Origin of the sequence: Bradyrhizobium sp. CCGUVB1N3, from assembly GCF_024199925.1 — a bacterium.
Taxonomy (GTDB): Bacteria; Pseudomonadota; Alphaproteobacteria; order Rhizobiales; family Xanthobacteraceae; genus Bradyrhizobium.
Genome location: NZ_JANADR010000001.1, coordinates 4,890,298 through 4,916,158 on the forward strand (window position 1 = coordinate 4,890,298; position 25,861 = coordinate 4,916,158).

The 25,861-nt window shown below is 65.0% G+C and carries 23 protein-coding genes; 12 read left to right on the plus strand and 11 right to left on the minus strand.

Going from position 1 to position 25,861, the window contains the following annotated elements:
• Nucleotides 1-11 precede the first annotated feature (11 nt).
• The 4 genes from NLM33_RS23380 to mdlC all read left to right on the plus strand — a co-directional run bounded on the left by NLM33_RS23380 (nucleotide 12) and on the right by mdlC (nucleotide 4,151).
• Entirely contained in the window at nucleotides 12-863 is an 852-nt protein-coding gene (locus NLM33_RS23380; protein WP_254099121.1) for a MaoC family dehydratase N-terminal domain-containing protein, read from the plus strand.
• A gap of 124 nt (nucleotides 864-987) precedes the next feature.
• Nucleotides 988-2,091: an IS5 family transposase gene (locus tag NLM33_RS23385; RefSeq protein WP_254094633.1), complete on the plus strand. Its 1,104-nt coding sequence runs from the start codon at nucleotides 988-990 to the stop codon at nucleotides 2,089-2,091.
• Nucleotides 2,088-2,294 carry a hypothetical protein gene (locus tag NLM33_RS23390; protein ID WP_254094631.1) on the plus strand — a complete coding sequence of 69 codons (207 nt, stop codon included), beginning with the start codon at nucleotides 2,088-2,090 and terminating at the stop codon, nucleotides 2,292-2,294. The genes NLM33_RS23385 and NLM33_RS23390 overlap by 4 nt, the downstream gene beginning before the upstream one ends.
• Before the next feature lie 234 nt (nucleotides 2,295-2,528).
• Nucleotides 2,529-4,151, plus strand: coding sequence for a benzoylformate decarboxylase (gene mdlC / locus NLM33_RS23395; protein WP_254099123.1), 1,623 nt, complete (start codon nucleotides 2,529-2,531; stop codon nucleotides 4,149-4,151).
• A 93-nt stretch (nucleotides 4,152-4,244) separates the two neighbouring features.
• Here mdlC and NLM33_RS23400 read toward each other — a convergent pair whose 3' ends face one another.
• Together NLM33_RS23400 and NLM33_RS23405 are read right to left on the minus strand one after the other, a co-directional pair.
• Nucleotides 4,245-5,039: an SDR family oxidoreductase gene (locus NLM33_RS23400; RefSeq protein ID WP_254099125.1), complete on the minus strand. Its 795-nt coding sequence runs from the start codon at nucleotides 5,037-5,039 to the stop codon at nucleotides 4,245-4,247.
• A gap of 43 nt (nucleotides 5,040-5,082) precedes the next feature.
• A complete protein-coding gene (locus NLM33_RS23405) occupies nucleotides 5,083-5,778 on the minus strand; it encodes a hemolysin III family protein (protein WP_254099133.1) in 696 nt (231 codons plus the stop codon).
• 183 nt (nucleotides 5,779-5,961) lie between these two features.
• On the opposite strand from NLM33_RS23405, the gene NLM33_RS23410 reads away from it, so the two are divergent.
• Nucleotides 5,962-7,431, plus strand: a complete 1,470-nt coding sequence (locus NLM33_RS23410; RefSeq protein ID WP_254099135.1) for a YcjX family protein — start codon at nucleotides 5,962-5,964, stop codon at nucleotides 7,429-7,431.
• Complete coding sequence (locus NLM33_RS23415) at nucleotides 7,428-8,456, plus strand: YcjF family protein (RefSeq protein WP_254099137.1); 1,029 nt, start codon at nucleotides 7,428-7,430, stop codon at nucleotides 8,454-8,456. The genes NLM33_RS23410 and NLM33_RS23415 overlap by 4 nt, the downstream gene beginning before the upstream one ends.
• An 80-nt stretch (nucleotides 8,457-8,536) precedes the next feature.
• Here NLM33_RS23415 and NLM33_RS23420 read toward each other — a convergent pair whose 3' ends face one another.
• Both NLM33_RS23420 and NLM33_RS23425 read right to left on the minus strand, forming a co-directional pair.
• Nucleotides 8,537-8,698, minus strand: coding sequence for a hypothetical protein (locus NLM33_RS23420; protein ID WP_254099139.1), 162 nt, complete (start codon nucleotides 8,696-8,698; stop codon nucleotides 8,537-8,539).
• Between the two features lie 599 nt (nucleotides 8,699-9,297).
• Nucleotides 9,298-10,803 (minus strand): glycosyltransferase family 39 protein, encoded by a 1,506-nt coding sequence (locus NLM33_RS23425; RefSeq protein ID WP_254105863.1) that lies wholly within the window; start codon nucleotides 10,801-10,803, stop codon nucleotides 9,298-9,300.
• 394 nt (nucleotides 10,804-11,197) lie between these two features.
• Here NLM33_RS23425 and NLM33_RS23430 point away from each other — a divergent pair, with 394 nt between their 5' ends.
• The 4 genes from NLM33_RS23430 (at nucleotide 11,198) to NLM33_RS23445 (ending at nucleotide 14,994) form a co-directional block, all read left to right on the plus strand.
• Nucleotides 11,198-12,928 carry an adenylate/guanylate cyclase domain-containing protein gene (locus NLM33_RS23430; RefSeq protein ID WP_254099141.1) on the plus strand — a complete coding sequence of 577 codons (1,731 nt, stop codon included), beginning with the start codon at nucleotides 11,198-11,200 and terminating at the stop codon, nucleotides 12,926-12,928.
• 140 nt (nucleotides 12,929-13,068) lie between these two features.
• Nucleotides 13,069-14,268, plus strand: coding sequence for a molybdopterin-dependent oxidoreductase (locus NLM33_RS23435; RefSeq protein WP_254099143.1), 1,200 nt, complete (start codon nucleotides 13,069-13,071; stop codon nucleotides 14,266-14,268).
• 6 nt (nucleotides 14,269-14,274) lie between these two features.
• The gene (locus tag NLM33_RS23440) at nucleotides 14,275-14,583 is read left to right on the plus strand and encodes a cytochrome c (RefSeq protein ID WP_371929979.1); all 309 of its coding nucleotides are present in this window, start codon (nucleotides 14,275-14,277) and stop codon (nucleotides 14,581-14,583) included.
• A gap of 210 nt (nucleotides 14,584-14,793) precedes the next feature.
• A complete protein-coding gene (locus tag NLM33_RS23445) occupies nucleotides 14,794-14,994 on the plus strand; it encodes a cold-shock protein (RefSeq protein ID WP_027527932.1) in 201 nt (66 codons plus the stop codon).
• Nucleotides 14,995-15,167: 173 nt separating this feature from the next.
• Here the strand turns inward: NLM33_RS23445 and NLM33_RS23450 are convergent, their stop codons facing one another.
• Nucleotides 15,168-15,629 (minus strand): Lrp/AsnC ligand binding domain-containing protein, encoded by a 462-nt coding sequence (locus NLM33_RS23450; protein WP_254099147.1) that lies wholly within the window; start codon nucleotides 15,627-15,629, stop codon nucleotides 15,168-15,170.
• 112 nt (nucleotides 15,630-15,741) lie between these two features.
• Between NLM33_RS23450 and putA the strand changes: the two genes are divergently transcribed.
• Both putA and NLM33_RS23460 read left to right on the plus strand, forming a co-directional pair.
• Nucleotides 15,742-18,741 (plus strand): bifunctional proline dehydrogenase/L-glutamate gamma-semialdehyde dehydrogenase PutA, encoded by a 3,000-nt coding sequence (gene putA, locus NLM33_RS23455; protein WP_254099149.1) that lies wholly within the window; start codon nucleotides 15,742-15,744, stop codon nucleotides 18,739-18,741.
• Between the two features lie 280 nt (nucleotides 18,742-19,021).
• Nucleotides 19,022-20,227, plus strand: a complete 1,206-nt coding sequence (locus tag NLM33_RS23460) for a CaiB/BaiF CoA-transferase family protein (protein WP_254099151.1) — start codon at nucleotides 19,022-19,024, stop codon at nucleotides 20,225-20,227.
• Between the two features lie 89 nt (nucleotides 20,228-20,316).
• On the opposite strand, the gene NLM33_RS23465 is transcribed toward NLM33_RS23460, so the two are convergent.
• The 6 genes from NLM33_RS23465 to NLM33_RS23490 form a co-directional block, all read right to left on the minus strand.
• Nucleotides 20,317-20,484: a hypothetical protein gene (locus NLM33_RS23465; protein WP_254099154.1), complete on the minus strand. Its 168-nt coding sequence runs from the start codon at nucleotides 20,482-20,484 to the stop codon at nucleotides 20,317-20,319.
• Between the two features lie 28 nt (nucleotides 20,485-20,512).
• The gene (locus NLM33_RS23470) at nucleotides 20,513-22,048 is read right to left on the minus strand and encodes a hypothetical protein (RefSeq protein WP_254099156.1); all 1,536 of its coding nucleotides are present in this window, start codon (nucleotides 22,046-22,048) and stop codon (nucleotides 20,513-20,515) included.
• Between the two features lie 94 nt (nucleotides 22,049-22,142).
• Nucleotides 22,143-23,174, minus strand: a complete 1,032-nt coding sequence (locus tag NLM33_RS23475) for a hypothetical protein (RefSeq protein WP_254105864.1) — start codon at nucleotides 23,172-23,174, stop codon at nucleotides 22,143-22,145.
• Nucleotides 23,175-23,518: 344 nt separating this feature from the next.
• Nucleotides 23,519-24,016 carry a TPM domain-containing protein gene (locus tag NLM33_RS23480; protein ID WP_254099158.1) on the minus strand — a complete coding sequence of 166 codons (498 nt, stop codon included), beginning with the start codon at nucleotides 24,014-24,016 and terminating at the stop codon, nucleotides 23,519-23,521.
• Between the two features lie 3 nt (nucleotides 24,017-24,019).
• Nucleotides 24,020-24,955, minus strand: coding sequence for a YgcG family protein (locus NLM33_RS23485; protein ID WP_254099160.1), 936 nt, complete (start codon nucleotides 24,953-24,955; stop codon nucleotides 24,020-24,022).
• A 132-nt stretch (nucleotides 24,956-25,087) separates the two neighbouring features.
• Nucleotides 25,088-25,696, minus strand: coding sequence for a LemA family protein (locus NLM33_RS23490; protein ID WP_254099163.1), 609 nt, complete (start codon nucleotides 25,694-25,696; stop codon nucleotides 25,088-25,090).
• Nucleotides 25,697-25,861: the final 165 nt, after the last annotated feature.

Genomic DNA, 25,861 nt, shown 5'->3' on the forward strand with positions numbered 1-25,861 from the left:
AGCGAGGCGTCATGACCGAGAAGCTCGACATCGATCATTTGCGGCAATGGATCGGCCGCACCCAGGACGCGACCGATATCGTCACCGCGCAACTCGTCAAGGGCCTGCGCGCGACGCTGTTCCAGGAGGTCGGCGAGCCCAAAAAGGGCGACGCGGCGCCGTTCACGGTGCACTGGTGCCTCACGCAGCCGGTGTTTCCGATGTCGATGCTCGGCCCCGACGGTCACCCCACCCGTGGCGGCTTCCTGCCGCCGGTGCCGCTGCCGCGCCGAATGTGGGCCGGCGGCGAGATCGAGTTCATCGAGCCCTTGTGCGTCGGCGATGAAACGACCCGGACCTCGCGGATCGCCGACGTCACCGTGAAGACCGGCTCGACCGGCACGCTATGCTTTGTCGCGGTCGAGCACACCATCACCTCGCCGCGCGGCATCGCCATTCGTGAACGGCAGGACATCGTCTATCGCGAGATGACGGGCAGCCAGCCCGGAGGCGCGAAAACCCCGCCCCCGCCGCCCGGGGCGCAGCACCGCGAGACGCATGTTTCCGATCCCGTGCTGCTGTTCCGCTATTCCGCTCTGACGTTCAACGGCCACCGCATCCACTACGACCGCGACTACGTCACCAAGGTCGAGGGCTATCCGGGCCTGATCTTCCATGGGCCGTTGCAGGCAGCACTGATTGTCGAGATGGCGGCAAAACTGCGCGGCGGCAAGGCGCCGAAGAAATTCAGCTATCGGGGCATGCAGCCGCTGTTCGAGGGAACGGAGTTTTCCGTCAATGCAAACGAGACCGACGCCGGCCTGGAGCTGTGGACGGCGAATGCGGAAGGGCAACCGACGATGAAGGGAACGGCGGTGTGGTGATACACTCTCGTCGCCGTTGCGAGCGCAGAGGCGATGTAGAAGTCTAGCAGGCTGTTGAAGAAGTCTCTGGCGAAGCGTTTTGGATCGTGATTCCCTAGGATCAGGATTTTGCTGGGGTGGCACGATGCGGGGAAGTGACGAACGGTCTGGCTCGCTGTTCAGTTATGTTGACCTGGAGGCTCGGGTTCGCGTCGACCACCCGCTGCGGGCGATCAGGGATCTGGCAAATGCGGCGCTGGGCGATCTTTCTGGGGAGTTTGGCAAGCTCTACACGGACTTCGGTCGGCCCTCGATCGCACCGGAGAAACTGCTTCGGGCGATGCTCCTACAGGCGTTCTATGGGGTTCGCTCGGAAAGGCATCTGATGGAACGGATGGAGTTCGATCTTCTGTTCCGCTGGTTCGTCGGGCTTGGGGTGGACGATGCGGTTTGGGACCATTCAACCTTCTCGAAGAACCGCGACCGGCTGCTTGAAGGTGAGATTGCGGCCAAGTTCTTGAACGCGCTTTTGGCGCAGCCGAAGGTGAAGCGTCTTTTGTCGAGCGATCACTTCTCGGTGGACGGCACGCTCATTGAAGCCTGGGCTTCGATCAAGAGCTTCCGGAGGAAGGATGGCAGCGACAAAGATCAGGACGGTCCGGGACGCAATGCCGAGCGCAGCTTCCACAAGGAGAAGCGATCCAACGAGACCCATGAGAGCACGACCGATCCTGAGGCCAGGCTCTATAAAAAGGGCGACGGCCAGCCGGCCAAACTCTGCTATATGGGCCATGCGCTGATGGAGAACCGCAATGGTTTGGCGGTTTTAGGTGGAGTGAGCCAAGCTACTGGCACCGCCGAACGAGAGATTGCGCTTGCCATGATCGACAGGCGCGGGTGTGCGAAGCGGGTCACTCTGGGGGCGGACAAAGCCTACGACGTCACGCAGTTCGTGCATGACCTGAGAGATAGATCGGTTACTCCGCATATCGCGATCAATGGACATCTGAGTAAGACCGGCAAGCGGCGCAAGACGGCGGTCGACGCGCGTACCACGCGTCACGACGGCTATGACATCAGCCAACGCTGCCGCAAACGCATCGAAGAAGTCTTCGGCTGGATCAAGAGTTCCGCTGGCCTGGCCAAGGTCAAGCTGCGAGGCCGCGACCGGGTGGATGCCGTCTTCGTCCTGGCGCTTGCGGCCTATAATCTGATCCGGCTGCCCAAGCTTCTGGCGGCACCGGCATGAGCATCCGAGGTAGATGGCGGGTCGTCGAGACACCAGGCTACGACATGGCCGTGGCGGGCGCCTACATCCTGTTCGATGACGACGGCGGCGAGTTCGCCTTCGATTGCCTCACGGGCTGCATTCATGGAGCCTGTGACGGCGATGCCGTCCAGTTCGGCTGGCAGGGAAACGACGAAATGGAGCCAGCCAACGGTGATGGCTAGGCCGAACTGCGGGATGACGGCTCACTCGAAGGTGAAATCTGCCTCCTTAATGGCGACGACATCCCATTTATCGCGCGTCGCTCGAAGACTTCTTCAACAGCCTGCTAGACCCTCACCCTGAGGAGCGCGCCCTTCGCGCGCGTCTCGAAGGGCGAGGCCGAGAGCCGGGCCTTCATCCTTCGAGACGCGCGTTCCGCGCTCCTCAGGATGAGGAACTAAAAAGGGACGGAAACAATGGCAAAGAACGGAAAAACCGGCAGCAAATCCGTCTCCGTCAAAGAGGCAACGCTCGACCTGCTGCGTGGCTTCGGCATCAAGCGCGTGTTCGGAAATCCGGGCTCGACCGAGCTGCCTTTCTTGAGCGACTGGCCCGACGACATCGACTATGTGCTCGCGCTCCAGGAAGCCTCCGCCGTCGGCATGGCCGACGGCTACGCGCAGGCCACGCGCAATGCCGGCTTCGTCAATCTGCATTCGGCGGCCGGCGTCGGCAACGCGCTCGGCAATATCTACACCGCGCATCGCAACCAGACGCCGCTCGTCATCACCGCGGGCCAGCAGGCGCGCTCTATCCTGCCGTTGCAGGCGTTCCTCTACGCCGAGCGCGCGTCCGAATTCCCGCGGCCTTACGTCAAATACAGCGTCGAGCCGGCGCGGCCTGAGGACGTGCCGGCCGCGATCGCGCGCGCCTATCACACTGCGATGCAGGCGCCCTGCGGCCCCACCTTCGTCTCAATCCCGATCGACGACTGGACCCATGCGACGACGCCGGTCGAGGCGCGAAAGGTCAGCCGCGAACTCGGACCCGAGCCCGAGGCGATGAAGGCGCTGGTCGCAGCGCTCAATTCCAGCAAGCACCCTGCCCTCGTCGTCGGCCCCGGCGTCGACCGTGCCGGCGCCGTCGATCTGACGGTGCGCGTGGCGGAAAAGGCCAAGGCGAGCGTCTGGGTGAGCCCGTTCTCGGCGCGCTGCTCCTTCCCGGAGCGCCATCCGCAATTCGCAGGCTTCCTGCATGCCTCGCCCGGCCAACTTTCGGATGCGCTGCGCGCGCACGATCTCGTCGTCGTCATCGGCGCGCCGGTCTTCACCTTCCATGTCGAGGGGCACGCCTCGATCTTCGACGGGGGCACGACCATCTTCCAGATCACCGACGATCCGGATGCCGCCGCGGTGACGCCGGTCGGCACCAGCATCGTCGCGACCATGAAGCCGGCGCTGAACGCGCTGCTCGACATGCTGCCGGAGAGCAAACGCGCGACGCCAAAGGGCCGCACACTGCCACCAACGCCGAAGGCGGCCGATCCGCTGCCGGTCGAATTCCTGCTGCATTCGCTGTCCGAGGCCATGCCGGAGGGTACTTCGCTGGTCGAGGAAGTGCCCTCGCACCGTCCGGCGATGCAAAAGTTCATGCCGATGCGCGGACAGGACAGCTTTTACACCATGTCGAGCGGCGGCCTCGGCTACAGCCTGCCGGCCGCAGTCGGCATGGCCCTGGGCAAGCCGACCAGCCGTACCGTCTGCCTGATCGGCGACGGCTCGGCGATGTATTCGTTCCAGGCGCTGTGGACCGCCGCGCAGCGCAAGCTGCCGCTCACCGTCGTCGTCATCAACAATTCCGGCTATGGCGCGATGCGCTCCTTCAGCCAGGTCATGCAGGTGCGCAACGTGCCCGGGCTGGAATTACCCGGCATCGATTTCGTCAAGCTCGCCGAAGGCATGGGCTGCGACGCGGTGCGGGTGACGAAAGCGGCGGAGCTTGGCGAGGCGCTGAAGCGGGGGATGTCGTCCGAGGGCACGAGCCTCGTCGAGGTCGTCGTGGATTCCGCCGTGCCGCTGCTCTACGCACAGAAGAATTGACGCATAGTCATTCCGGGGCGATGCGAAGCATCGAACCCGGAATCTCGAGATTCCGGGTTCGGGTCCTGCGGACCGCCCCGGAATGACCTCCGGTCACTTCCCGAACTCCTCCCGCATCTTGGCCTGGATCTTGGCCATGCCGCCGATCCAGCGGTCGTAGTTCTCGGTCTTCTTGCGCATGTAGCCGAGCACCTGCGCGTGCGGCAGGATCAGGAACGTCTCCTGCGCAATGCCGGCGAGCGCGTCTTTCGCGACCTGTTCGGGCGAGAGGTCGCCGTCGCCACTTTGGGGGCCCTTGGGGATCCCGCGCAGCATGTTGGTGTCGACGCCCTGCGGGCAGAGGATCGAGACGCGGATGTTGTGGGCCTTGTGCGAGATCGCAAGGTTTTCCGCAAAGCCGACCGCAGCGTGCTTCGTCGTCGAATAGGCAGGGCTGCCGACCTGCGAGAGCAGGCCCGCGGCCGAGATCGTGTTGAGGAAATAGCCGCCGCCGCGCGCTTTCATACGCGGGACAAGGTGTCGTGCCGCGTAGACGTGGGCCATGACGTGGATCGCCCAACTTCGCTGCCAAGGCTCGTCCGACGAGCCGCCGGCGTTCACTGATAAGGGATCGAAGCCGCCGCCGATGCCGGCATTGGAGCAGAACAGCTCGATCGGGCCGAACTGCCGCTCGCTCTCCTCGATGACGTGGGCGATGTCCTTTTCCTGTGCGACGTCGCATTTGAAGGCGGCGCCGTTCACGGTCGCCGCAACGGCTCTGGCGCCGGCGGCCTCCATATCCGCGACCACGACCTTGGCCGCGCCTGCCTGATGAAACACCTCGCACAGCGCCTTGCCGATGCCATTGGCGCCGCCGGTGACGACCACGACCTTGCCGGCCACCTGCATCCGACGTCTCCTCTTATGCCGCTTATACCGCTTCTGTTCGCGCTCAGCTCAGGACGAGATCGAGCACCGCGGTATAATGGCACGCCGCGCCGGCCAAGACAAAGCCGTGCCAGATCGCATTCTGGAAACGCAGGCGCCGCCAGGCGTGGAAGATGACCCCGAAGGAATAGAGCGCGCCACCCGCGACCACGAACCACAGCGCCATGGTCGGCAGCGCCTTGACCACGGCGTCGTAGAGCATCAGGCCGCTCCAGCCCATGGCGAGGTAAATACCGACGGCGACGCGGTCGAAGCGGCCGGGCCAGCCGAGCTTGAGCACGATGCCGAAGATCGCCACGCACCAGACACCGACGAGCAGCGCCAGAGCGAAAATGCTGTCCTTCAGTTCCAGGATGAACGGCGTGTAGGTCGCGGCGATGAGGAGATAGATCGCCGAGTGGTCGAAACGCCGCAATATCCATTTGGCCGGCGACACCGGCCAGAGATTATAGGTCGCCGACAGCACCAGCATCGAGAGCAGGCCGGCGACGTAGATCGAGACGCCGACGATATCAACCGTGCTCGCATTGGCCGCCGCCAGCACCACCAGAACGGTCGCCGCGACGATGCCGGTCAGCACGCCGACGGCATGGATGACCCCGTCAGCGATCAGCTCGGCACGGTCATAGTCCCAGCCAATCGCATCGGCTGCGGCATGGACGGAGCTGGACGCAAGTTGTTTCAATCTGAAAACGCTCATGGCAGTCCGAAGGCGACGCGGTGGCACTCTTGTGTGGGTCTTTCGTGGTCGGCGAGGCGTTCAAAGGCTGGTTCACCCGAAAACGCGGTGGAAGTATGAAGCTTGATTTTCGTCAGGCAGTTGCCACTTTTGTGACTAGTCCAATTTGCCTATTCCGCCGGCACGAGAGCCCTCGCCTCCCCCATGGTATTCAGCTTCCAGGATATGGTCGAAGAGGCACGCCTGTCGGCCCGGGCGCTCCTCGACTATGGCGAACATTTCTTCAACCCGACCGTCCGGCTCGGCGTCACCGGCCTGTCGCGGGCCGGTAAAACCGTGTTCATCACCGCGCTGATCCATGGGCTGACGCGCGGAGGCCGTTTTCCGGTGTTCGAGGCCTTTGCCTCCGGCCGCATCGCACGTGCAAAACTCGCGCCGCAGCCCGACGATGCCGTGCCGCGCTTCGACTACGAGAACCATCTGTGCGCGCTGACCGAGGACCGTCGCTGGCCGAACTCCACCGTCGACATCAGCGAGCTCCGCCTCGTCATCGACTACCAGCGCCAGAACGGCGCGGACCGTAACCTGACGCTTGATATCGTCGACTATCCCGGTGAATGGCTGCTCGACCTGCCGCTGCTGCAAAAGAGCTACGAGCAATGGTCGGCGGAAAGCCTTGCGCTGTCGCGCGCGGCGCCGCGGGCGCATCTGGCGGCCGACTGGCACGCGCATCTGGCAACGCTCAAGCCGGAGGCGGCCGAGGACGAGCAGGCGACGCTGACCTCGGCAAGGCTGTTCACCGAATATTTGCGCGCCTGCCGCGACGAGCGCTTCGCCATGAGCCTGTTGCCGCCCGGCCGTTTCCTGATGCCTGGCAGTCTCGCCGGCTCGCCGGCGCTGACCTTTGCGCCGCTCGAAGTGCCCACCGAGGGACAGGCGCCGGAAGGATCGCTCTGGGCGATGATGGTGCGCCGCTACGAAGCCTACAAGGACGTCGTGGTGCGCCCTTTCTTTCGCGACCACTTTGCCCGCCTCGACCGCCAGATCGTGCTGGCCGATGCGCTCGCCGCGTTCAACTCCGGCCCCGAAGCGCTGCACGACCTCGAAGCCGCTCTCGCCGGCATTCTGGATTGCTTCCGGATCGGACGCAGCACCTTCATCTCCAGCCTGTTCCGCCCGCGCATCGACCGCATCCTGTTCGCGGCGACCAAGGCCGATCATTTGCATCATTCCAGTCACGACCGCCTCGAAGCCGTATTGCGGCGCGCGGTGTCGCGGGCTGCAGCGCGTGCTGAAAGCACGGGCGCCGAGATCGACGTGGTGGCGCTCGCCGCCGTCCGCGCAACGCGCGAGGCGCAGGTCGCGCGCGGCCGCGACAGATTGCCGTCCATCCTCGGCACGCCAGCGGCCGGTGAAAACGCCGGCGGCGAGTTTTTTGACGGCAATACGGAGGTAGCGACCTTTCCGGGCGACCTGCCTGCCGACCCGGAAGCGCTGTTCAACGGCGCCGAGTCCTTCCGCGGGCTTTCGACCTCCGCCGCCGAGACGAGCGACTTCCGCTTCCTGCGCTTTCGTCCGCCAAAGCTCGAGCGCGAGGGATCCGAGGAGCCGGCGCTGCCTCACATCCGCCTTGACCGTGCCTTGCAGTTCCTGATCGGAGACAGGTTGGAATGAACGAGCGACACCAGCAGCGGCGGCCCGCGACGTTCCGGCTGGATGACCCCGGCGTCGTCGTGACGGAAGCCGACGAGCCCGCACGGCTCAGCCACGGCGCGATCCAGATCACGCCCGAGCCTGATCCTTTGGCGCTGCCCGTGCCGGTCGAGACGCCGGTCGTGGTGCGGCGCGGCTTCCCCTGGGGCACGCTGTTCTGGTCGGGCCTTGCCGGGCTGACGCTGCTCGGGGTCGGACTTGGCGTCGTCCATTTGATCGAGGATCTCTTTGCGCGCAGCGAGAGCGTCGGCATCGTCGGTCTCGCTCTGGCTTTCGTCACCACGCTCGCGCTCGCGGTCGTGGTCGGGCGCGAGGCATTCGGCCTGATCCGGCTCGCGACGATCGAAAAACTGCACCAGCGCGCCGCCGCCGTGCTCGCCAGCGACAACCGCGCCGAGAGCCGCGTCATCGTGCAGGATCTGCTGCGCATCGCACATCAAAACCCGCAGCTCGCACGCGCCCGCGCGACACTGCAAAACCACGCCGGCGAGATCATCGACGGCGCCGACATGATCCGCCTCGCGGAGCGCGAGCTGATGAGGCCGCTCGATGCGGAAGCGCGGCGGCTGGTGTTCTCGGCCGCGCAGCGCGTGTCGATCGTCACGGCGGTGAGCCCGCGCGCGCTGATCGACGTGCTGTTCGTGTTCGTGGCCTCGCTGCGCCTGATCCGCCAGCTCGCGCGACTCTATGGCGGCCGCCCCGGTGCGCTCGGCATGATCCGGCTCTTGCGCCACGTCATCGCCCATCTCGCCATCACCGGCGGCATGGCCGCGAGCGACAGCCTGGTGCAGCAGATGCTCGGCCACGGGATCGCAGCAAAGTTGTCGCAGCGGCTCGGCGAAGGCGTGCTCAATGGACTCTTGACGGCGCGGCTCGGGCTCGCCGCCATCGACGTCACGCGCCCGCTGCCGTTCGCGGCGCTACCGCAGCCGAAGCTGTCAGATCTTGCGACGGACTTGCTGCGGAGGAAGGAAGACGAGGAGTAGCGTTCGCGCGACACGCACTCGGTCCCCCTCTCCCCTTGCGCTCCAAAGGACCCGAGAACCCGATTGGGACGCGGTCGCCCCTAACTCCTGCCGTACTGGTCTTCATCGTATGCCTGAAGGATGCGGACAAAATCGGCCATGCTGGATCGATCCCGATTGTCGACCATAGCCGCAACCTGAGTATTGGACGCGGGCTGGCTCCCTTGCCAAAACCGCATCACGAGATCGGCGATGTTTTTCATGGCGCACTCTCCGCAGTCAACTGTGGCAGTGGACACTAATTGCTGAAGCGGCGACGCGCGGCTCGATCAAGGGAAAGGCCGGCGGGCGCTACGCCGCCGACGCTTGTCCTGCAACTGCCTGCACGTGGGCCGGTTCCGTTGCTTTTCACTTCGCATTCAATAGCTAGCACTGAGCACTCGGTTGACGCCATTGTGCGCGGGTATGAAGTGATCGTACTGAGGTACGCTCGGGCTAATCATCGGTATAAGTCGATCAGACGTCGGTTTAATCCCAAGTGCACACAAAAGAATGGCCGCCTGCGTTGCCACAAGCGGCCCAAGTCCAGGGAGGAAACGCCCAAGGAGGGCAGCGATAGCGGGAGCGCTACCGCATCCCGATAGATACGACGATCGCGATTGGCGGCTCAATTGAACGTCGGTAAACGTCGGGTATCCCAACGATGTAACGGACCTATACGAAGGTTTAAGGCGCTCGCCCCCAAGCCGACCACTTCCGCAACGCGTAGGCCGTCACTGCCAGCGCGTTACGTCAAGCATCGAGCACCGCCGCGACCTTGACGCGAACCGTGCCAGCTTCGAGCGCACCCCATCACCATCTGCTACGCGAGCGCTCGTGTCGCTACGTCTCCCGCCAGCACGCGCCACCAAAACAGCGGCGAGTCCTTTGGCGGGGACAGCTCCGGGGTCCAGCCGGTGAGCTTTTCCAGCGCGTAGGTGTCCATCACGAGGCCGCGCCAATGGCGGTCGACCTGTTCGAGCGGCTCGCGTGTGACGGGCAGTGAATTCCACAGCGGCAGATGATTGTCGGGCTCGCGTCCGACATAGAGGCCGGCATGGCCGCGGATCCGGTCGATGCCGGGATCAGCGAAATCCTGGAAGCGGCCGCGCTCGTTGATCTCGATGACCGGCACGCGCCCCCTAAACAGCCAGCGCAGCATGGCGTAGGTGCGATAGTCCGTCGTCGCGATCCAGGTCGCACCGGTCTTGTCGAGCTGCGCTTGGGCGCGCGCCGCGACCTCGTCATAGCCGGCTTCGGCGCCGATCGGATCGATCTTGCCGAGGAAATTCCAGGGCGCGACCATGTAGTAGAGAAACACGGCGACGACGAAGGCAATGCCGGTCGTGACGGCCGTGTTGGCCCAGAAGTTTGCCGATCTCGTCATCCGCTCGGACCAGCCCTCGCGCCGCAAGCTCACGAGATTGATGGCCGCAGCGGCGAACCCGACCGGCCACATGAACATCGGCCAGGTCTCGCCGACCCGCAAGGTGAGCGATTTCCAGAGGAAGTAGAGGAACGGCACCAGCACCGCGGTCGAAAGCAGGATCGCGACCGGCTCGCGCGTGCGGTAGCCACGCCACGCCGTCAGCGTCAGGCCGGACAGCACCACCGGCAGCAGGACGAAGCCGACCAGACCGAATTGCAGGCCGATGTAGTCGCCGATGGTGCGCCAGGAGATGCCGTAATTCGCGGTCGCGCGCACGCCCTGGAAGCGGAACGAGGCCCAATCGTGCTGCGCGTTCCAGATCAGGACCGGGGAGAACACGGCTATCGCGATCAGCACGGCGAGATAGGGATAGGGGCTGCGCAGCCAGCGCCAGCGCCAATCCGGCACCAGCGCGAAGGCGGCCACCGCGGGCAGGAACATGATCGCGGTGAATTTGGACAGCAGCGAGAGCCCCGCGAAAAATCCGGCAGCGAGCCACCAGCGGCCGTCGCCGCTCTCTGTCAGCCGCACCAGCGACCAGAACATCGCGACCGCGACGGGGATCATCGCGACGTCGGGCGCGACCTTGGACATCAGCAGCCCGTAATAGAGCGCCGCCTCCGGCATCAACAGCGCGAACACGATCGCACGCGCGTCGCGGGTGACACGGCGCACGATGTCGGCGAGCAGGCACTGCGTGACCAGCATCGCCACGATGCCGCCGAAGCGGACGCCGAGAGGCGTGTCGCCGAAGATCGTGGTGCCGAAGCGGATCAGCCAGGCAATGCCCGGGGGATGATCGAGGAAGCTCAGCGCAGCTTCCTTTGACCAGGTCCAGTAGTAGGCCTCGTCGGTGCGCAACTCGAGCATCGAGGCATAGACGATGCGCAAAGCCGTCATCGCCGCGATCACGAGCGCGGCAATGATGAGGCGCCGGCGCGCGGCGCCGTCGGGCTTGGCTGTCTTGTCGGGGGCTGTCGTCACGGGCGCGCTTTTCCCCGACTTGGAAGGGGGAGTCAATGCGGGGGATGTTGCCGCGCGTGTCCATGTCATGCCCCGAATTGTAGGGCGGGCAAAGCGACTTGTCCGCCGTAGCTCGAAGAGCGAAGGCGGAAGCGTGCCCACCATCTTGCGCCGTGCCCGGGAGCGGTGGGCACGGCGCAAGAGCGCCTTTGCCCACCCTACAATTCCGTGTCTGCGGCCCCATGCCGCGCAAGTGATCGGGCAAGCTGTTCTCGGCCGGAATTAAACTCTACGATGGCTGATCTACATGACGAGCTGATACAAACGAATCATGGCAACCACTCTCGCACGATTTTCCGAACTCTTCCGCAGCACCAGCATTCGCCAGGTGCGGCTGGTCTGCGGCGTCATCCTGTTTGCCTATGTGGTCAGCCATTTCCTCAACCACGCACTCGGCAATATCTCGGTCGAGGCCATGCAGACGGGCGTCTATTACCACGTCCTGTTCTGGCAGTTCCTGCCGGTCGCGATCCTGTTCTACACCGCGGCATTGCTGCATGCCGGGCTCGGCGTCTTCGCGCTGTATCAGCGCCGGCAGTTCCGCTGGAAGACGGTCGAGCCGCTACAGCTCGTGCTAGGCCTCAGCATCCCCGCGCTGGTAATGGCGCATCTGATCGGCGTGCGGCTCGCCCATACGCTGTATGGACATGAGAAGCTCTATCCGCAGGAGCTCTATCTGTTCTTCGTCGCGTCCTCCGCCCGGCTGTGGCAGATGACGATCCTGCTGGTCGTCGCCTGGATCCATGGCTGCATCGGGCTCTATTTCTGGCTGCGCATGAAGTCGTTCTTCCAGCGTGCCGCACCCTGGCTGCTCTCCGCAGCCGTGCTGATCCCGACGCTGGCGATGCTCGGCATCTACCAGGGCGGACGCAGCGTCGCTGCAGACAGCGACGATGCGGACTGGCGCGCGGCCAATCTGACCCAGCGCCAGGTCGGCACCGTCGCGCAAGACCACACGCTCAACCGCATCACCGGCGGGCTGACGTTCGGCTATCTCGGCCTGCTCGGCATCGTGCTGCTCGCGCGCGGCGTGCGGGGCCTGCGCGAGCGCCGCGGCGGCATGATCGCGCTGTCCTACGGCAACGGCAAGACGGTGCGCGTGCCCAAGGGCCTCAGCGTGCTGGAGGCGAGCCTGCGCCACAACGTGCCGCATGCCAGCGTCTGCGGCGGCCGCGCGCGCTGCTCGACCTGCCGCATCCGCGTGATCGGCGATCATGGCATCCTCCCCGAGCCCTCGCAGCGCGAAGCCTTCGTGCTTGCGCGCGTCGGCACCACCGATCCCTCCATTCGCCTCGCCTGCCAGCTGCGGCCAACCTGCGATCTCTCCTTCTTCCAATTGTTCACGCCGCACACCGCGGCAAGCACGGAAGGCTCAACGCCGGCGCGGATCGGCCAGGAGCGCTATCTCGTCAGCCTGTTCGTGGACATGCGCGGCTCGACCCAGCTTGCCGAGAAGCGGCTGCCGTTCGACACCGTCTTCATCGTCAACCGTTTCCTGGGCGCAGTCTCGCAGGCGGTGATCGAGAATGGCGGCCAGCCGAACCAGTTCGTCGGCGACGGCATGCTGGCGCTGTTTGGCCTGGCCGCCAATCCGCAAACCGCCTGCCGCCAGGCGCTGCGCGCAGCCGGCAGCATCGCCAGCCATGTCGACGAGCTCAACGAGCTTCTGAGCCATGATCTGCGCCAGCCGATCCGCTTCGGCATCGGCATTCACGGCGGCGAAGTCATCATCGGCGATATCGGCTATCGCGATCACATCGTATTCACCGCGCTCGGTGACGCCGTCAACGTCGCGGCGCGGTTGCAGGACATGACCAAGGCGCTCGCCTGCGAAGCCATCGCCTCCGACGAGGTCCGCCATACCGCCGGCCTTGCCGAGGACGCGCTGCCGCAGCAGGAGGTCGCGATCCGCGGCCGCGACGAGCCGATGACAGTGCGCGTCATCGCCGATGCACGGCTGCTCGCCGGCCTGGTCGATCGCGAAGAACGCGCCGCGGCCTGACAACACGCGTTCGTGCTGCGATGCAGCGTCAGGGTTACGCTGCGAAAGCACGAATTGACTTCGCGCCCGCCGATGCGACAGATGATCGCGAGATCAGCGGTGATGACCGCGACTCGACCGAAATGCTCCGGAGGGAGACAATGATCGACAGACGCGACCTGCTCAAAGGAGCAGGACTTGCCGCGGTCGCGGCCACACTGAGCTCGACCAAGGCGTTGGCACTGGACACCGTGACCCTGCCCTTCGCCAATGGCGAGCGGCCGCTGGTGAGATATCCGCAGAAGCGGCCGATGATCGGCCTGACCAGCCGGCCACCGCAGCTCGAGACGCCGTTCGCGATCTTCAACGACGGCCCGCTCACGCCGAACAACGCGTTCTTCGTCCGCTATCACCTCTCCGACCTCCCCTACAATCTCGATCCCGACAAGTTCACGCTCGAGGTCAAGGGCAAGGTCGACAAGCAACTCAAGCTGTCGCTGACGGACATCCGCAAGATGAAGGCGACCGAGATCGTCGCCGTCAACCAGTGCTCCGGCAACAGCCGCGGCTTCTCCGATCCGCGCGTCGCCGGCGGTCAGCTCGGCAACGGCGCGATGGGCAACGCGCGCTGGCGCGGCGTGCCGCTCAAGGCCGTGCTCGAGATGGCCGGCGTGCAGGCCGGCGCCAAGCAGGTCACCTTCAACGGCATGGATGGCCCGGTCAGCGACAAGACGCCGGACTTCGTCAAGGCGCTCGACCTTGATCACGCAACCGACGGCGAGGTCATGCTGGCCTATGGCATGAACGGCGAGGACCTGCCGTTCCTCAACGGCTTCCCGCTGCGCCTCATCGTGCCCGGCTATTACGGCACCTACTGGGTCAAGCACCTCAACGAGATCACCGTCATCGACAACGTCTACGACGGCTTCTGGATGAAGTCGGCCTATCGCATCCCCGACACGCCCTGCAATTGCGTCGAGCCGGGAACCGCGCCGAAGGCAACGATCCCGATCAACCGTTTCACCATCCGCTCCTTCATCACAAGCGTCGCCGATGGCGCCAGGCTGAAGGCCGGCCGCACCACGCTACGCGGCATCGCCTTCGACGGCGGCACAGGCATCAAGGAGGTCTCGGTCTCGATCGACGGCGGGAAGAACTGGACGCCGGCCAAGCTCGGCAAGGATCTCGGCAAATACTCCTTCCGCGAATGGAAGCTGCCGGTGAAGCTCACGGCCGGCCCGGTCGAGCTGAAGGTGCGCGCGACCAGCATTGGCGGCGAAACCCAGCCGGACACACCGCGCTGGAACCCTGCCGGCTACTTGCGCAACGTCGTCGAAACCGTCCGCGTCACGGTCGCCTGAAGGAGAATGACGATGAAGCGCACCGTTCTCCTCACGCTCACTCTCGCGGCCGGCATTGGCGCCGTCACCGCCGCCCCCATCGGCTACCAGAATCCGGACGAGGTCGCCGCCTTCAAGCCCGGCCCCAATCTCGACGTGGTCAAGAACAACTGCACGGCCTGCCACTCGGCCGACTACGTCAACACCCAGCCACCGATGAAGGACAGGAAAGCCTTCTGGCAGGCCGAGGTGACCAAGATGATCAAGGTCTACGGCGCGCCGATCGACGATGCCGATGTCGGCAAGATCGTCGACTATCTCGCCGCGACCTATTGAGGGGCCGCCCGCCGCCGGCCCGCCAAATGACCGCGAAACGGGCAAAAGCGGCAAAAACGCCGCGAAGTTGAGCGAATTTCCGCAGGAAAGCGGCATGGTTTGAGCTACCAAGCCCGTAACATTCCGGTGTATCCTGCTTCGACCGAGCCGGCCGGTTTGCGGGGACTGGCGGCTCGTGCTTGTGGAGGAAAGTCCCGCGGAGAAGACGTGATGCCCAAAGGTACGGTCAAGTGGTTCAACCCGACGAAGGGTTATGGATTCATCCAGCCTGCGTCGGGAGGCAAGGATGTGTTCGTGCATATCTCGGCAGTGCAGAAAGCCGGTCTGTCCACCCTGAACGAGGGTCAGACGGTGGAATATGAAGAGATCGCAAACCGGGGCAAGACGTCCGCAGAAAACCTCAAGGTATAAGCCCTTCGGCATTTCGCCGCCTCCCGGATCGGATCCGGGAGCACGGGCCAAAAAAATTTAGAAGACGATCAAGTGCATTCGACGACAGGCGTTGCGATTGCGCGAGGGGTGAGCTTTTTTGCGCGTAAAACCCCTGATCGACACATCCTCCCCGACAATCGCGACGGCACGTTTCAGCCGACCGGCAAAGGTGCGTCGCGCTTGATCTCCTCCATCACCGCATAGGTGCGCGTCTCGCGCACGCCCGGCATCGACAGCAAGGTCTCGCCGAGAAAGCGGCGATACGCGGCCATGTCGGAAAGGCGCGCCTTCACGAGATAGTCGAAGCCGCCGGCAACCATGTGACACTCGAGCACTTCGGGCGCGAGCTTCACCGCGCGCGCGAACCGCTCGAAATTGTCCGGCGTGGTCTTGTCGAGGAGCACCTCGACGAACACCAGAAGGCCGAGCCCGAGGCGGTGCGGATTGAGCCGTGCGCCATAGCCTTCAACAAACCCCTCGCGCTGGAGCCGCTTCAGCCGCTCGCCGATCGAGGTCGGCGACAGGCCAATGCGCTCGGCCAGCTCGACATTGGCGATTCGCCCATCCTGCTGAAGAATCCCAAGGATTCTCCGGTCGATTTTATCAAGATCCATACTATCCACGGAATTCACGTAGCTATGCTTTATTATCTAAGGCAAAATCGTTATCTTGTCTATCGAACTACGGCGATGTGCGGATTAGGTTTGAGCCGCCACAGGACACGCCATGTCGAACATTTCCTCCCCCTTAAGCGCGGCTTACGCGCCCGATGACGCCGAGATTGCAGCCCCACTGTTGCGGACGGCGCACCTCGCCCCTCCCCAGGAGGCGCGGATCGACCGCACCGCCACGCGGCTGATCGAGGCGATCCGCAAGCGTGATGACCGGCTCGGCGGCGTCGAGGACATGCTGCGCGAGTTCGCGCTCTCGACCAAGGAGGGCCTCGCGCTGATGGTGCTGGCCGAAGCCCTGCTCCGCGTGCCCGATGCCCGCACCGCCGACCAGTTCATCGAGGACAAGCTCGGCGAGGGCGATTTCGTCCACCACGAGACCAAGTCGACCGCCTTCCTGGTCAACGCCTCGGCCTGGGCGCTCGGCCTGTCGGCACGCGTGATCCAGCCCGGCGAGACGCCGGACGGCACCATCGGCCGGCTGGTGAAGCGGCTGGGCGCGGCCGCCGTGCGCGCGGCGACGCGGCAGGCGATGCGGCTGATGGGCAACCATTTCGTACTGGGCGAGACCATCGAGCAGGCCCTGGAGCGCGCTCGTCCACGTTCCGGCCAGCAGCCGCGCTACTCCTTCGACATGCTCGGCGAAGGCGCGCGCACCGCCGCTGACGCCAAGCGCTATTTCGATGCCTATGCCAGCGCGATCGACACCATCGGCAAGGCGGCGGGCGAACGTCCCCTGCCCGACCGGCCGGGCATTTCCGTCAAACTCTCGGCGCTGCATCCGCGCTTCGAGGCGATCAGCCGCGAGCGTGTGATGAAGGAGCTGGTGCCGCAGCTGCTGGAGCTCGCTCAGCGCGCCAAGGCGTTCGACCTGAATTTCACCGTCGATGCCGAGGAAGCCGACCGGCTGGAGCTGTCGCTCGACGTGATCGCGGCGACGCTCGCCGATCCCTCGCTCGCTGGCTGGGACGGCTTTGGCCTGGCGATCCAGGCCTATCAGAAGCGCGCGGTCGCCGTAATCGACTATGTCGACGGCCTCGCCCGCGCGCATCGTCGCAAGCTGATGGTGCGGCTGGTCAAGGGCGCCTATTGGGACACCGAGATCAAGCGCGCGCAGGAGCGCGGGCTGGACGGCTATCCGGTATTCACCCGCAAGGCGATGACGGACCTCAACTACGTCGCCTGCGCGCAGAAGCTGCTGAGCTTAAGGCCGCGCATCTTCCCGCAATTTGCGACCCACAACGCGCTGACGGTCGCAACCGTGCTGGAGCTTGCCGGCGATAGCGGCGGATACGAGTTCCAGCGCCTGCACGGCATGGGCGAGGCGCTCTACGAGCAACTCGCGCAGGATCACCCAAAACTCGCCTGCCGCACCTATGCGCCGGTCGGCAGCCACCGCGACCTGCTCGCCTATCTGGTGCGGCGCCTGCTGGAGAACGGCGCCAACTCGTCCTTCGTGGCGCTAGCCGCCGACTATCGCGTGGCGATGACCGCCCTGCTGCAACGCCCCGCTGACATCATCGCAAAACCGCAAGCTGCGCATCACCCGAAGATCCCGCTGCCGCGCGAGCTGTTCGCGCCGGAGCGGCGCAACTCCCGCGGCGTCGAGTTCGGCGAGCGCGCCGCGCTCGATCGTCTGCTGGCCGACATCGCAGCCGAGCCAACCGATCTCAAGCCTGTCACTGAGGCCACGCCCGAGCAGTCGAACGCGGCGGTCGCTACGGCGCGCACGGGCTTTGCGGCCTGGAGCCGGACGTCCGCTGGCACCCGCGCGGCGGCGCTGGAGCAGGCCGCGCATCTCCTGGAGCAGCGGGCTCCGCACTTCATCGCGCTGCTCCAGCGCGAGGGCGGCAAGACGCTCGACGACGCGCTCTCGGAGTTACGCGAAGCCGCCGATTTCTGCCGCTACTACGCCGCGCAGGGCCGAAAGCTGTTCGGCACAGGCGAAGCGATGCCGGGCCCGACCGGCGAGAGCAATGTGCTGACCTTGCGCGGCCGCGGCGTGTTCGTCGCGATCTCGCCATGGAATTTTCCGCTCGCGATCTTCCTCGGCCAGGTGACGGCGGCGCTGATGGCCGGCAACAGCGTGGTGGCAAAGCCCGCCGAGCAGACGCCGCGGATTGCACGTGAGGCCGTGCGGCTGCTGCACGAGGCCGGCGTTCCCGCAAATGCGCTGCAGCTCGTCACCGGCGATGGCCGGATCGGCGCCGCACTGACCGCGCATCCCGATATCGCCGGTGTCGTGTTCACCGGGTCGACCGAGGTCGCCCGCGCGATCAACCGGGCGCTCGCCGCCAAGGATGGCCCAATCGTGCCGTTGATCGCGGAGACCGGCGGCATCAATGCCATGATCGCGGACGCCACCGCGCTGCCCGAACAGGTCGCCGACGACGTCGTCACCTCGGCGTTTCGTTCTGCCGGCCAGCGCTGCTCGGCATTGCGGCTCCTGTTCGTGCAGGAGGACGTCGCCGACCGCATGATCGAGATGATCGCTGGCGCCGCGCGCGAGTTGAAGATCGGTGACCCCAGTGACGTTGCGACCCATATCGGCCCGGTGATCGACCGCGAGGCCAAGCAGCGGCTCGATGCGCACATTGCCCGAATGAAGACGGAGGCACGGCTGCATTTTGCAGGCAGTGCACCAGAAGGCTGTTTCGTGGCGCCGCATATTTTTGAGCTCGCTCATAGCGGGCAGCTCACCGAGGAGGTGTTCGGCCCCGTCCTGCATGTCGTGCGCTACCGTGCCGAAAATCTCGAGCGCGTGCTGGCCGCGATCGAGCGCACCGGCTATGGGCTCACGCTCGGTGTCCACTCGCGCATCGACGACACCGTCGATGCCATCGTCGAACGGCTGTCGGTCGGCAATGTCTACGTCAACCGCAACATGATCGGCGCCGTGGTGGGCGTGCAGCCGTTCGGCGGCAACGGCCTGTCCGGAACCGGCCCCAAGGCCGGCGGCCCGCATTATCTGGCGCGCTTCGCCACCGAGCAGACAGTCACGGTCAACACCGCTGCAGCCGGCGGCAACGCCGCCCTGCTTGCGGGCGAGGAGTAGCGCCGAGATCGCGTCAATTACCGTCACCCTGAGGCCGCCGCGAAGCGGCCCTCGAAGGGCGACGGCCCGGCTGCATCTCGGCCGTTCATCCTTCGAGGCTCAACATGGGGCGCGGCGCGCCCCATGTTCGCACCTCAGGATGACGGAACTGATAGGCGCAAAGCACGGCTGCGCAATGACCTGCTATGCCGTTGCATCCCGCAAAAACATCGGTCAAATGATCGGATGATCGAGACGCGCTAATTCCAGCGCGCGGGAAACAAGCCGGAGCGGCGGCACGATGCAGAAGGGCATTTTCGACGGCCTGAAGGTTTTGGATTGCGCAAGCTTCATCGCCGCGCCCGCTGCCGCGACCGTACTGTCGGATTTCGGCGCCGACGTCATCAAGATCGAGCCGCCCGGCATGGGCGATCCCTACCGCAATCTGCCGAACCTGCCGGGCTATCCCGCGAGCGAGCACAATTTCGCCTGGCTGCTGGAGGCGCGCAACAAGAAGAGCCTTGCGCTCGACCTCACCAAGCCGGACGCGCAAGCCGTGCTGTACAAGCTGGTCGCCGAGAGCGACGTCTTCATCACCAACATGCCGCCGCAGGTGCGCGCCAAGCTCGGCATCACCTATGACCATCTCGCCCATCTCAACGAGCGGCTGATCTACGCCTCCTTCACCGGTTACGGCGAGAAGGGTGAGGAGGCCAACAAGCCCGGATTCGACAGCAACGCCTATTGGGCGCGCTCCGGCCTGATGGACCTCGTGCGCGCCGACATCAACACGACGCCGGCGCGTTCGATGGCGGGCATGGGCGATCATCCCTGCGCCATGGCGCTCTATAGCGCGATCGTCACCGCGCTCTATCAGCGCGAGAAGACCGGCAAGGGCGCGCATGTCGCCTCAAATCTGATGGCGAACGGCGTGTGGGCCGCGAGCGTGCTGGCGCAGGCAAAACTCTGCGGCGCCAAGTTCGGCGAGCGGCGGCCGCGCGAGCGCGCGCTGAATGCGGTGACCAACCACTACCAGTGCAAGGACGGCCGCTGGATCATCCTCTCGCTGCTGAGCGAGGATCGGCAGTGGCCGACGCTCGCGCGCTGCATGGGGCGGGAGGATCTGATCACCGACGCGCGCTTTGCCACCAAGCCGGCCCGCCATGCGCGCTCGGTCGAGCTGATCAGGATCTTCGACGAGGTGTTCGCCACCAAGGATCTCGCCGAATGGCGAAAGATCCTCGACGGCAACGGGCTGGTGTTCGGTGTCGTCGGGATTCTCGACGACATCCCGAACGACCAGCAGATGCTCGACAACGAGGTGCTGGTGCCGTTCGAGAACGACACCATGCTGACCATCAACAGCCCGATCTGGGTCGACGGTACAACGAAGGTCCAGCCACGCAAGCCGCCTGAAGTCGGCGAGCACAGTGACGATATCTTGCGCGAGGCGGGATACGACGAGGCGACGATCAAGACGCTGCGCGCGTCGGGTGCGGTGGCGTAGGGGCGCTGCCCTCGCACAACATTTACGGATGTCGTCCCGGCGAAGGCCGGGACCCATACCGCGGACTTCAGCCGATGGAAGTTCGCGCGTTACGACCGCGACGCGATCCAGATCAGTGCGAATATCATCGCGCCGATCACGACGGCGACCGCGATCGCCCAGGTGCTGACCCGGATGCTGCCGGTGATCTGCTTGGCTTCCTCGTTACGCGCGATCTGGCGATTGCGCTCCTTGTTGGCTTCGCTGCTGTCCGTCATCGGTCATCCAAAATCGGTTCTGGTCGCCCTAACGCGTCTTCACAAAGCACATGCCGATGCGGGTCGAAGTCGCAGCGGCCTGACAGGCAAGACCTTTACCACAGGTCCATGACGTAAAACTCTTGTCGGCGCCGGCCGATCCCGGCGGTTGCAAATAACAATGCGCGCCCCATCCGTCCTGATATTCGGTTCCCGCAAGCTCGGTACTGCCGCGAAGCTGCGGCCGGCTGGCGAAGCCGCGCGAGAAGTCAGGACGCCTGCCCTGCGCAAACGCGGTCAGGATGTCGCGGCGGCGAACCTGGTCGCCGAAGAAATGCGGCGAGGCCGGCACGATGGTCGACGGCTTGTCTGCGAGCCAGTCGACGCCCGGGAAATGGAAGCCGCCGATGCCGCGGGTCTGGTGGCAGCCGGCGCAGGTGATGTCGTTGAGCCGGCGCTGGAAGCCCGCAACCGAGCGGATGTTCTGCAAGCCGATGCCGCGCTCGCTGGCGGTCTTCAGCGCGCCGACCACGTCGCTGTCGGTGAACGCGGGATCGCCTTTGCCCTCACCCTGCATCAGGCCGAATTCGGGCTGCAGCGCCGACGTATCGAGGCCCGCCGGCGTCGGCGCGATCGCGGCTTTTGCGAGGAATTTTTCCGGGATCAGGACCGTGCCGCGATCGAACTCGCCAAAATGCTCGGGGGCGAGCAGCCAGTCCTTGAAGTCGCGCCTGAGCGCATCATCGCCAAGAATGCGATCGCGGTCGATCTGGTTCTCCAGCGTCGACTCTTCGAACAATTTGGTGTCGGGATTATATTTGAACACCTTCAGGAGATAGTCGGTGCGGAAATCGTGGCTCGCCGATTTCGGCATGACCGCGATCTGGATGTTTGTCTCGATGCGGTCGAGCATCGCATCGGAGGGAAACGGGAGTTGCTCGACGAGATCAAGCGGATTGTCGTTGGCGAGCCAGCGCCGCGCGATCTCCGCGCAGGTCGCCGGCTTTCCGCTCGGCACTGTCTGCCGTTCGTCCCGCGCCTTCAGCACCAGATTGAACGTCATCGGCAGGCGCGATGCGGTCTTGCCGCCATCCGGGTTCGTCTCGAAGCGGGCAAGACGGTAGATCAGCCGGATCTCGCCGCAGGAAGCCTCCGACACGTAGGCGCGGTCCATGCGGTTGACGATGCCCGCCAGCACAAAGCGGGTGTCTCGGGAGTTGAGATTGGCCCGGTCGAACAGTTGAACGTCGAAGCCTTCGCCGGCGCCAATCGTCTCGCTCGGCGCATCCGCCTTGTGGCGCGCAACGTAGCGATCGAACTCCGCGTCGATCGCGGGCTGTATCCGCGCAAGCTGCGGCAACCATGCAAACAACATGTCGGTCGTGAGCGGGAAATTCGCGTTTCGCTCGCTCCATAACAACCGCGAGATCGTCAGCGCGTCATGCTGATCGAGCTTGCGCAGCTGCTCCGGATCGGTGATCGCGGTGCCGCGATCCAGGCCTGCGTTCTCCGCAGCCGACGGCGACAGCGCGCCGCTGCATAGCGCGACGAGGGCAACGAGAATTCGCAAACAGCGACGGCTCATGCCTCCACTAACACCGCCGCCATCGGCCTATTCAAGCAAAAAGGCGCTTCACATCGCGGTGAAGCGCCTTTCCTCAAACTCGGAGTCGTCCGGCTTAGCGCGCGACGATCAGGCCCTTGGTGGTGACGACGACCCAGCGGCCGTCCTGGCGGCGGATCGCATCGATCCGACCGAGACCCGGCACGGGGTCGCCGGCATAGACCTCGTACAACCCGCCGCGGCCTTCGATCAGCGCACCACCATTGGCGACGTCGCGGAGGCGCCAGCCGTCGATCGTCGGCAGCCGCCCGATTTCGGGCTTCGGCACCGGGAGCGGTACGGCGGCCTGTACAGGAGCTGTGGCCGGCGCTGCTGCGGGCGTCGCGGCGGCGACCTGAGCAGGGGCCGGGGCGATCGAGCCCGTGGTCTCCTTCGCCGCGGTGGTCTGCGCGGGCGCAGCGGCCTGCGCCGAGCGCAGCTTGTCGACGGCATCGGACAGTTTTGCGAGCTTGGCCGCAGGCTCAGCCTGCGCCTTCTCGAGCTTGTCGAGGCGGTCGCTGGTCTTGTTGAACTGACCGGTCGCGGACTTCGAGGTGTGATCAAGGCCCGCCTTCAACGCGACGACGTCGGCATCGATCCGCGCGACGGAGGATTCCAGTGCGCTGGTGTCGGCAACCGGTGCCGGTGCAGCAACCTGGTTCGCCGCGAAGTGCATGACGCCCGCGGTCGCGAGCGCGCCGCTGATCGCGCCGACGACGGCTGCGAGCGCGACGACGGCGGCCATCGCCGAGAGCCGGCGCTTGCCACCGGTGTCCTTTGCCTCCGCCTTGACCTGCGGATCCGGGTGATCCCAGGCGCGGTCTGACGGCGCCATGACGATCAGCTTGCCGGGCTTCAGCTCAGGCTTGGGTTCGTGCAGCTTGGGCTCTTCCGGCTTGGGTTCTTCGGGCTTGGGCGCGTCGAGCTTGGGCACCACCAGCCTGGGCGGCTCGACCTGCGGCGCTTCGGCCGTGGGGGCATCCGGCATCGGGGCATCCGGCTTGGGCGCCTCATGGTCGGGCGCGATCGATGGGGCGTCGGCGCGCGTTTCCAGGCCAGCCTCCGACGAAACCTCGGCGGGCTGCGGTCCAGCGGCCTGTTCGGGCATTGCTTCGCTCACGGCTCAAATACTCCAGTCAGGATTGACCTTTTGGTAACTTTCATTGCTTGCGAAATCCTTACCCTTGGACCCGCTTACCGAAATTTTAGGAACTCATCCGGGGCCGAATTGGGCCGGGATCATGGAACCGGCGTGGCGGGCCGGGCGCAAAATTGCGTTCGGCACGGGCGGGCCGATCCGCGATATCGGGCGAAGCTGTTGTTTGCCTGACAAATTTCCCCGGTTAACGTGGCCTTAACCGTCCCGTCAGCGCCAAGGACGTCCGTTTGCGAGGCGAAGCACGACGCTTCCCCAATAGTCGTCCTGGCGAAGGCCAGGACGACACTGGAAATTCACATCACCACCGGCTTGTCCGGCAGCTCGTTCGGGTGCGGGCCGCGCGGCTGGAAGTGGTGCGCGAGCTCGCGCGAGACGGCTTCGATGCCCTTGATCACGCCGTGTTCGAACCGGCCGGCGCGGAACTCGCCTTCCATCTCGCGGCAGATCTTTTCCCAACCTGCGGCGCCGACCTTGGCGTCGATGCCGCGGTCGGCGACGATCTCGACGTCCCGGTCGGCGAGCAGGAGATAGATCAGCACGCCGTTGTTGTGCGCGGTGTCCCAGATCCGCAAATGCGAGAAGACGTCGAGCGCGCGCTCGCGTGCAGGCTGGTTGCGAAAGAGCGGCCTGCCGTCGAGCGCGCCTTCGACGACGAAGCGGACCTGACCGGAATGGGTGGTCTCGCCTTGCTTGATCGCCTGCTCGATGCGGTCGAGCACTTTTGGCGTGAACACCTGCTTGGCGCGCCAATGGTGCTGAACGAGATGCCTGGTGATGCGCTTGATACTCATGGCCTACCAGCTCCCCGAGGCGCCGCCGCCACCGAAACCGCCGCCGCCGCCGCTAAAACTGCCGCTGTCGCTCGACGACGAGCCGCTGCTCCAGCCGCCTCCCGAGGAACCGCTCGACCAGGAGCCGCCGCGCGCGGAGCGCCTCCCCGGACCTGATGTCGGAGCGAGATCAGCGATGAACGCCAGGATAAAGGCGATGGCACCGACGCCGAGCGCCAGTGCCAGTGCCAGTGCCAGTGAGCCGATCATGAACCAGGCCATTGCCGCAAGCACACCGCCGGTCGCAACCGAGCCAAGCAATCGGCCAAAGATCGTGCGCAGGATGCCGCCGACGAATAGCGAGGCGAACAAAGCAAAGGGAGCGACAGACCCGAGATCGTTCAAGTCGCTGGCAAAGCTCGTGCTGCGTTGAGGCGCCGGCAGCGGCTCGCCGTCGATCACGCGCATCATGCGATCGACGCCATCCGAGATGCCGCCGGCAAAGTCGCCGCTCCTGAATTTTGGCGTGATGACCTCGTCGATGATCCGCCGCGAGGTCACGTCGGTGAGCGCGCCTTCGAGGCCATAACCGACCTCGATGCGCAGGTGACGGTCGTTCTTGGCGACGAGCAGGATTGCGCCGTCATCGATCTTCTTGCGGCCGATCTTCCAGGCATCTGCGACGCGGATCGAGTACTGCTCGATCGTCTCCGGCTGCGTCGACGGCACGATCAGGACGGCGATCTGGCTGCCCTTGCGGTTCTCGTAGTCCCGCAAGCGCGAGGACAGCGAGGCGACATCGCCGCTCGACAGCGTCCCGGTCAGGTCGACGACGCGCCCGGTGAGCTGTGGCACGGCGACGTCGGCTATGGCGGCGAAGGCCCAACTGACCAGCAACGCAACAAGGAAGGCGCCGCGCGGTGCGAAGGCAGGACAGGCGCGCAACAACCTCACTGTCATCGCCCGGCTTGACCGGGCGATCCAGTATCCCAGAGAAGCCGGAGCGATACGGAGAGGCTGCGGCGTACTGGATTCCCCGCTTTCGCGGGGAATGACGGCGGAGGACGTGGTGGGCATCGGGGCCGAACGCGCTTACTTCGACGGCGACGGCGCCGGGTTGAAATCGACCTTCGGCGCGGTCGAGATTTCCTTCTCGTTCTCGACGCTGAAATTCGGCTTCTCCTTGTAGCTGAACATCATCGCAGTGAGGTTGGTCGGGAAGGAGCGGATGGTGACGTTATAGTCCTGCACCGACTTGATGTAGCGGTTGCGCGCCACCGTGATGCGGTTCTCGGTGCCCTCGAGCTGCGACATCAGATCCTTGAACAGCGCATCAGATTTGAGCTGCGGATAGTTTTCGGTGACGACGAGGAGGCGCGACAGCGCGCTGGACAATTCGCCCTGCGCGGCCTGGAATTTCTGGAACGCTGCCGGATCATTGAGCACCTCGGGCGTTGCCTGGATACTGCCGACCTTGGCGCGCGCATTGGTGACCCCGAGCAGCACGTCCTTCTCCTGCTGGGCAAAGCCCTTCACCGAGTTGACGAGATTGGGCACGAGATCGGCGCGGCGCTGATACTGGTTCACCACCTCGGACCAGTTGGCCTTGATCTGCTCATCCTGACTCTGGATCGCGTTGTAGCCGCAATTGGTCAGGCTAAGGCAGGCGAGCGCTGCCAGCACAGTCAGGATCTTGCGCATGAAATTTCTCCCGGTGGAATCTGGCGCAAACTATCAGATTGGTCATGGCGCGTGTCGAGATTTTCGTCATTCCGGGGCGATGCGAAGCATCGAACCCGGAATCCTCCGCCGCATTCGCGCGAACATCTCGAGATTCCGGGTTCGCGCTGACGCCCGCCCCGGAAT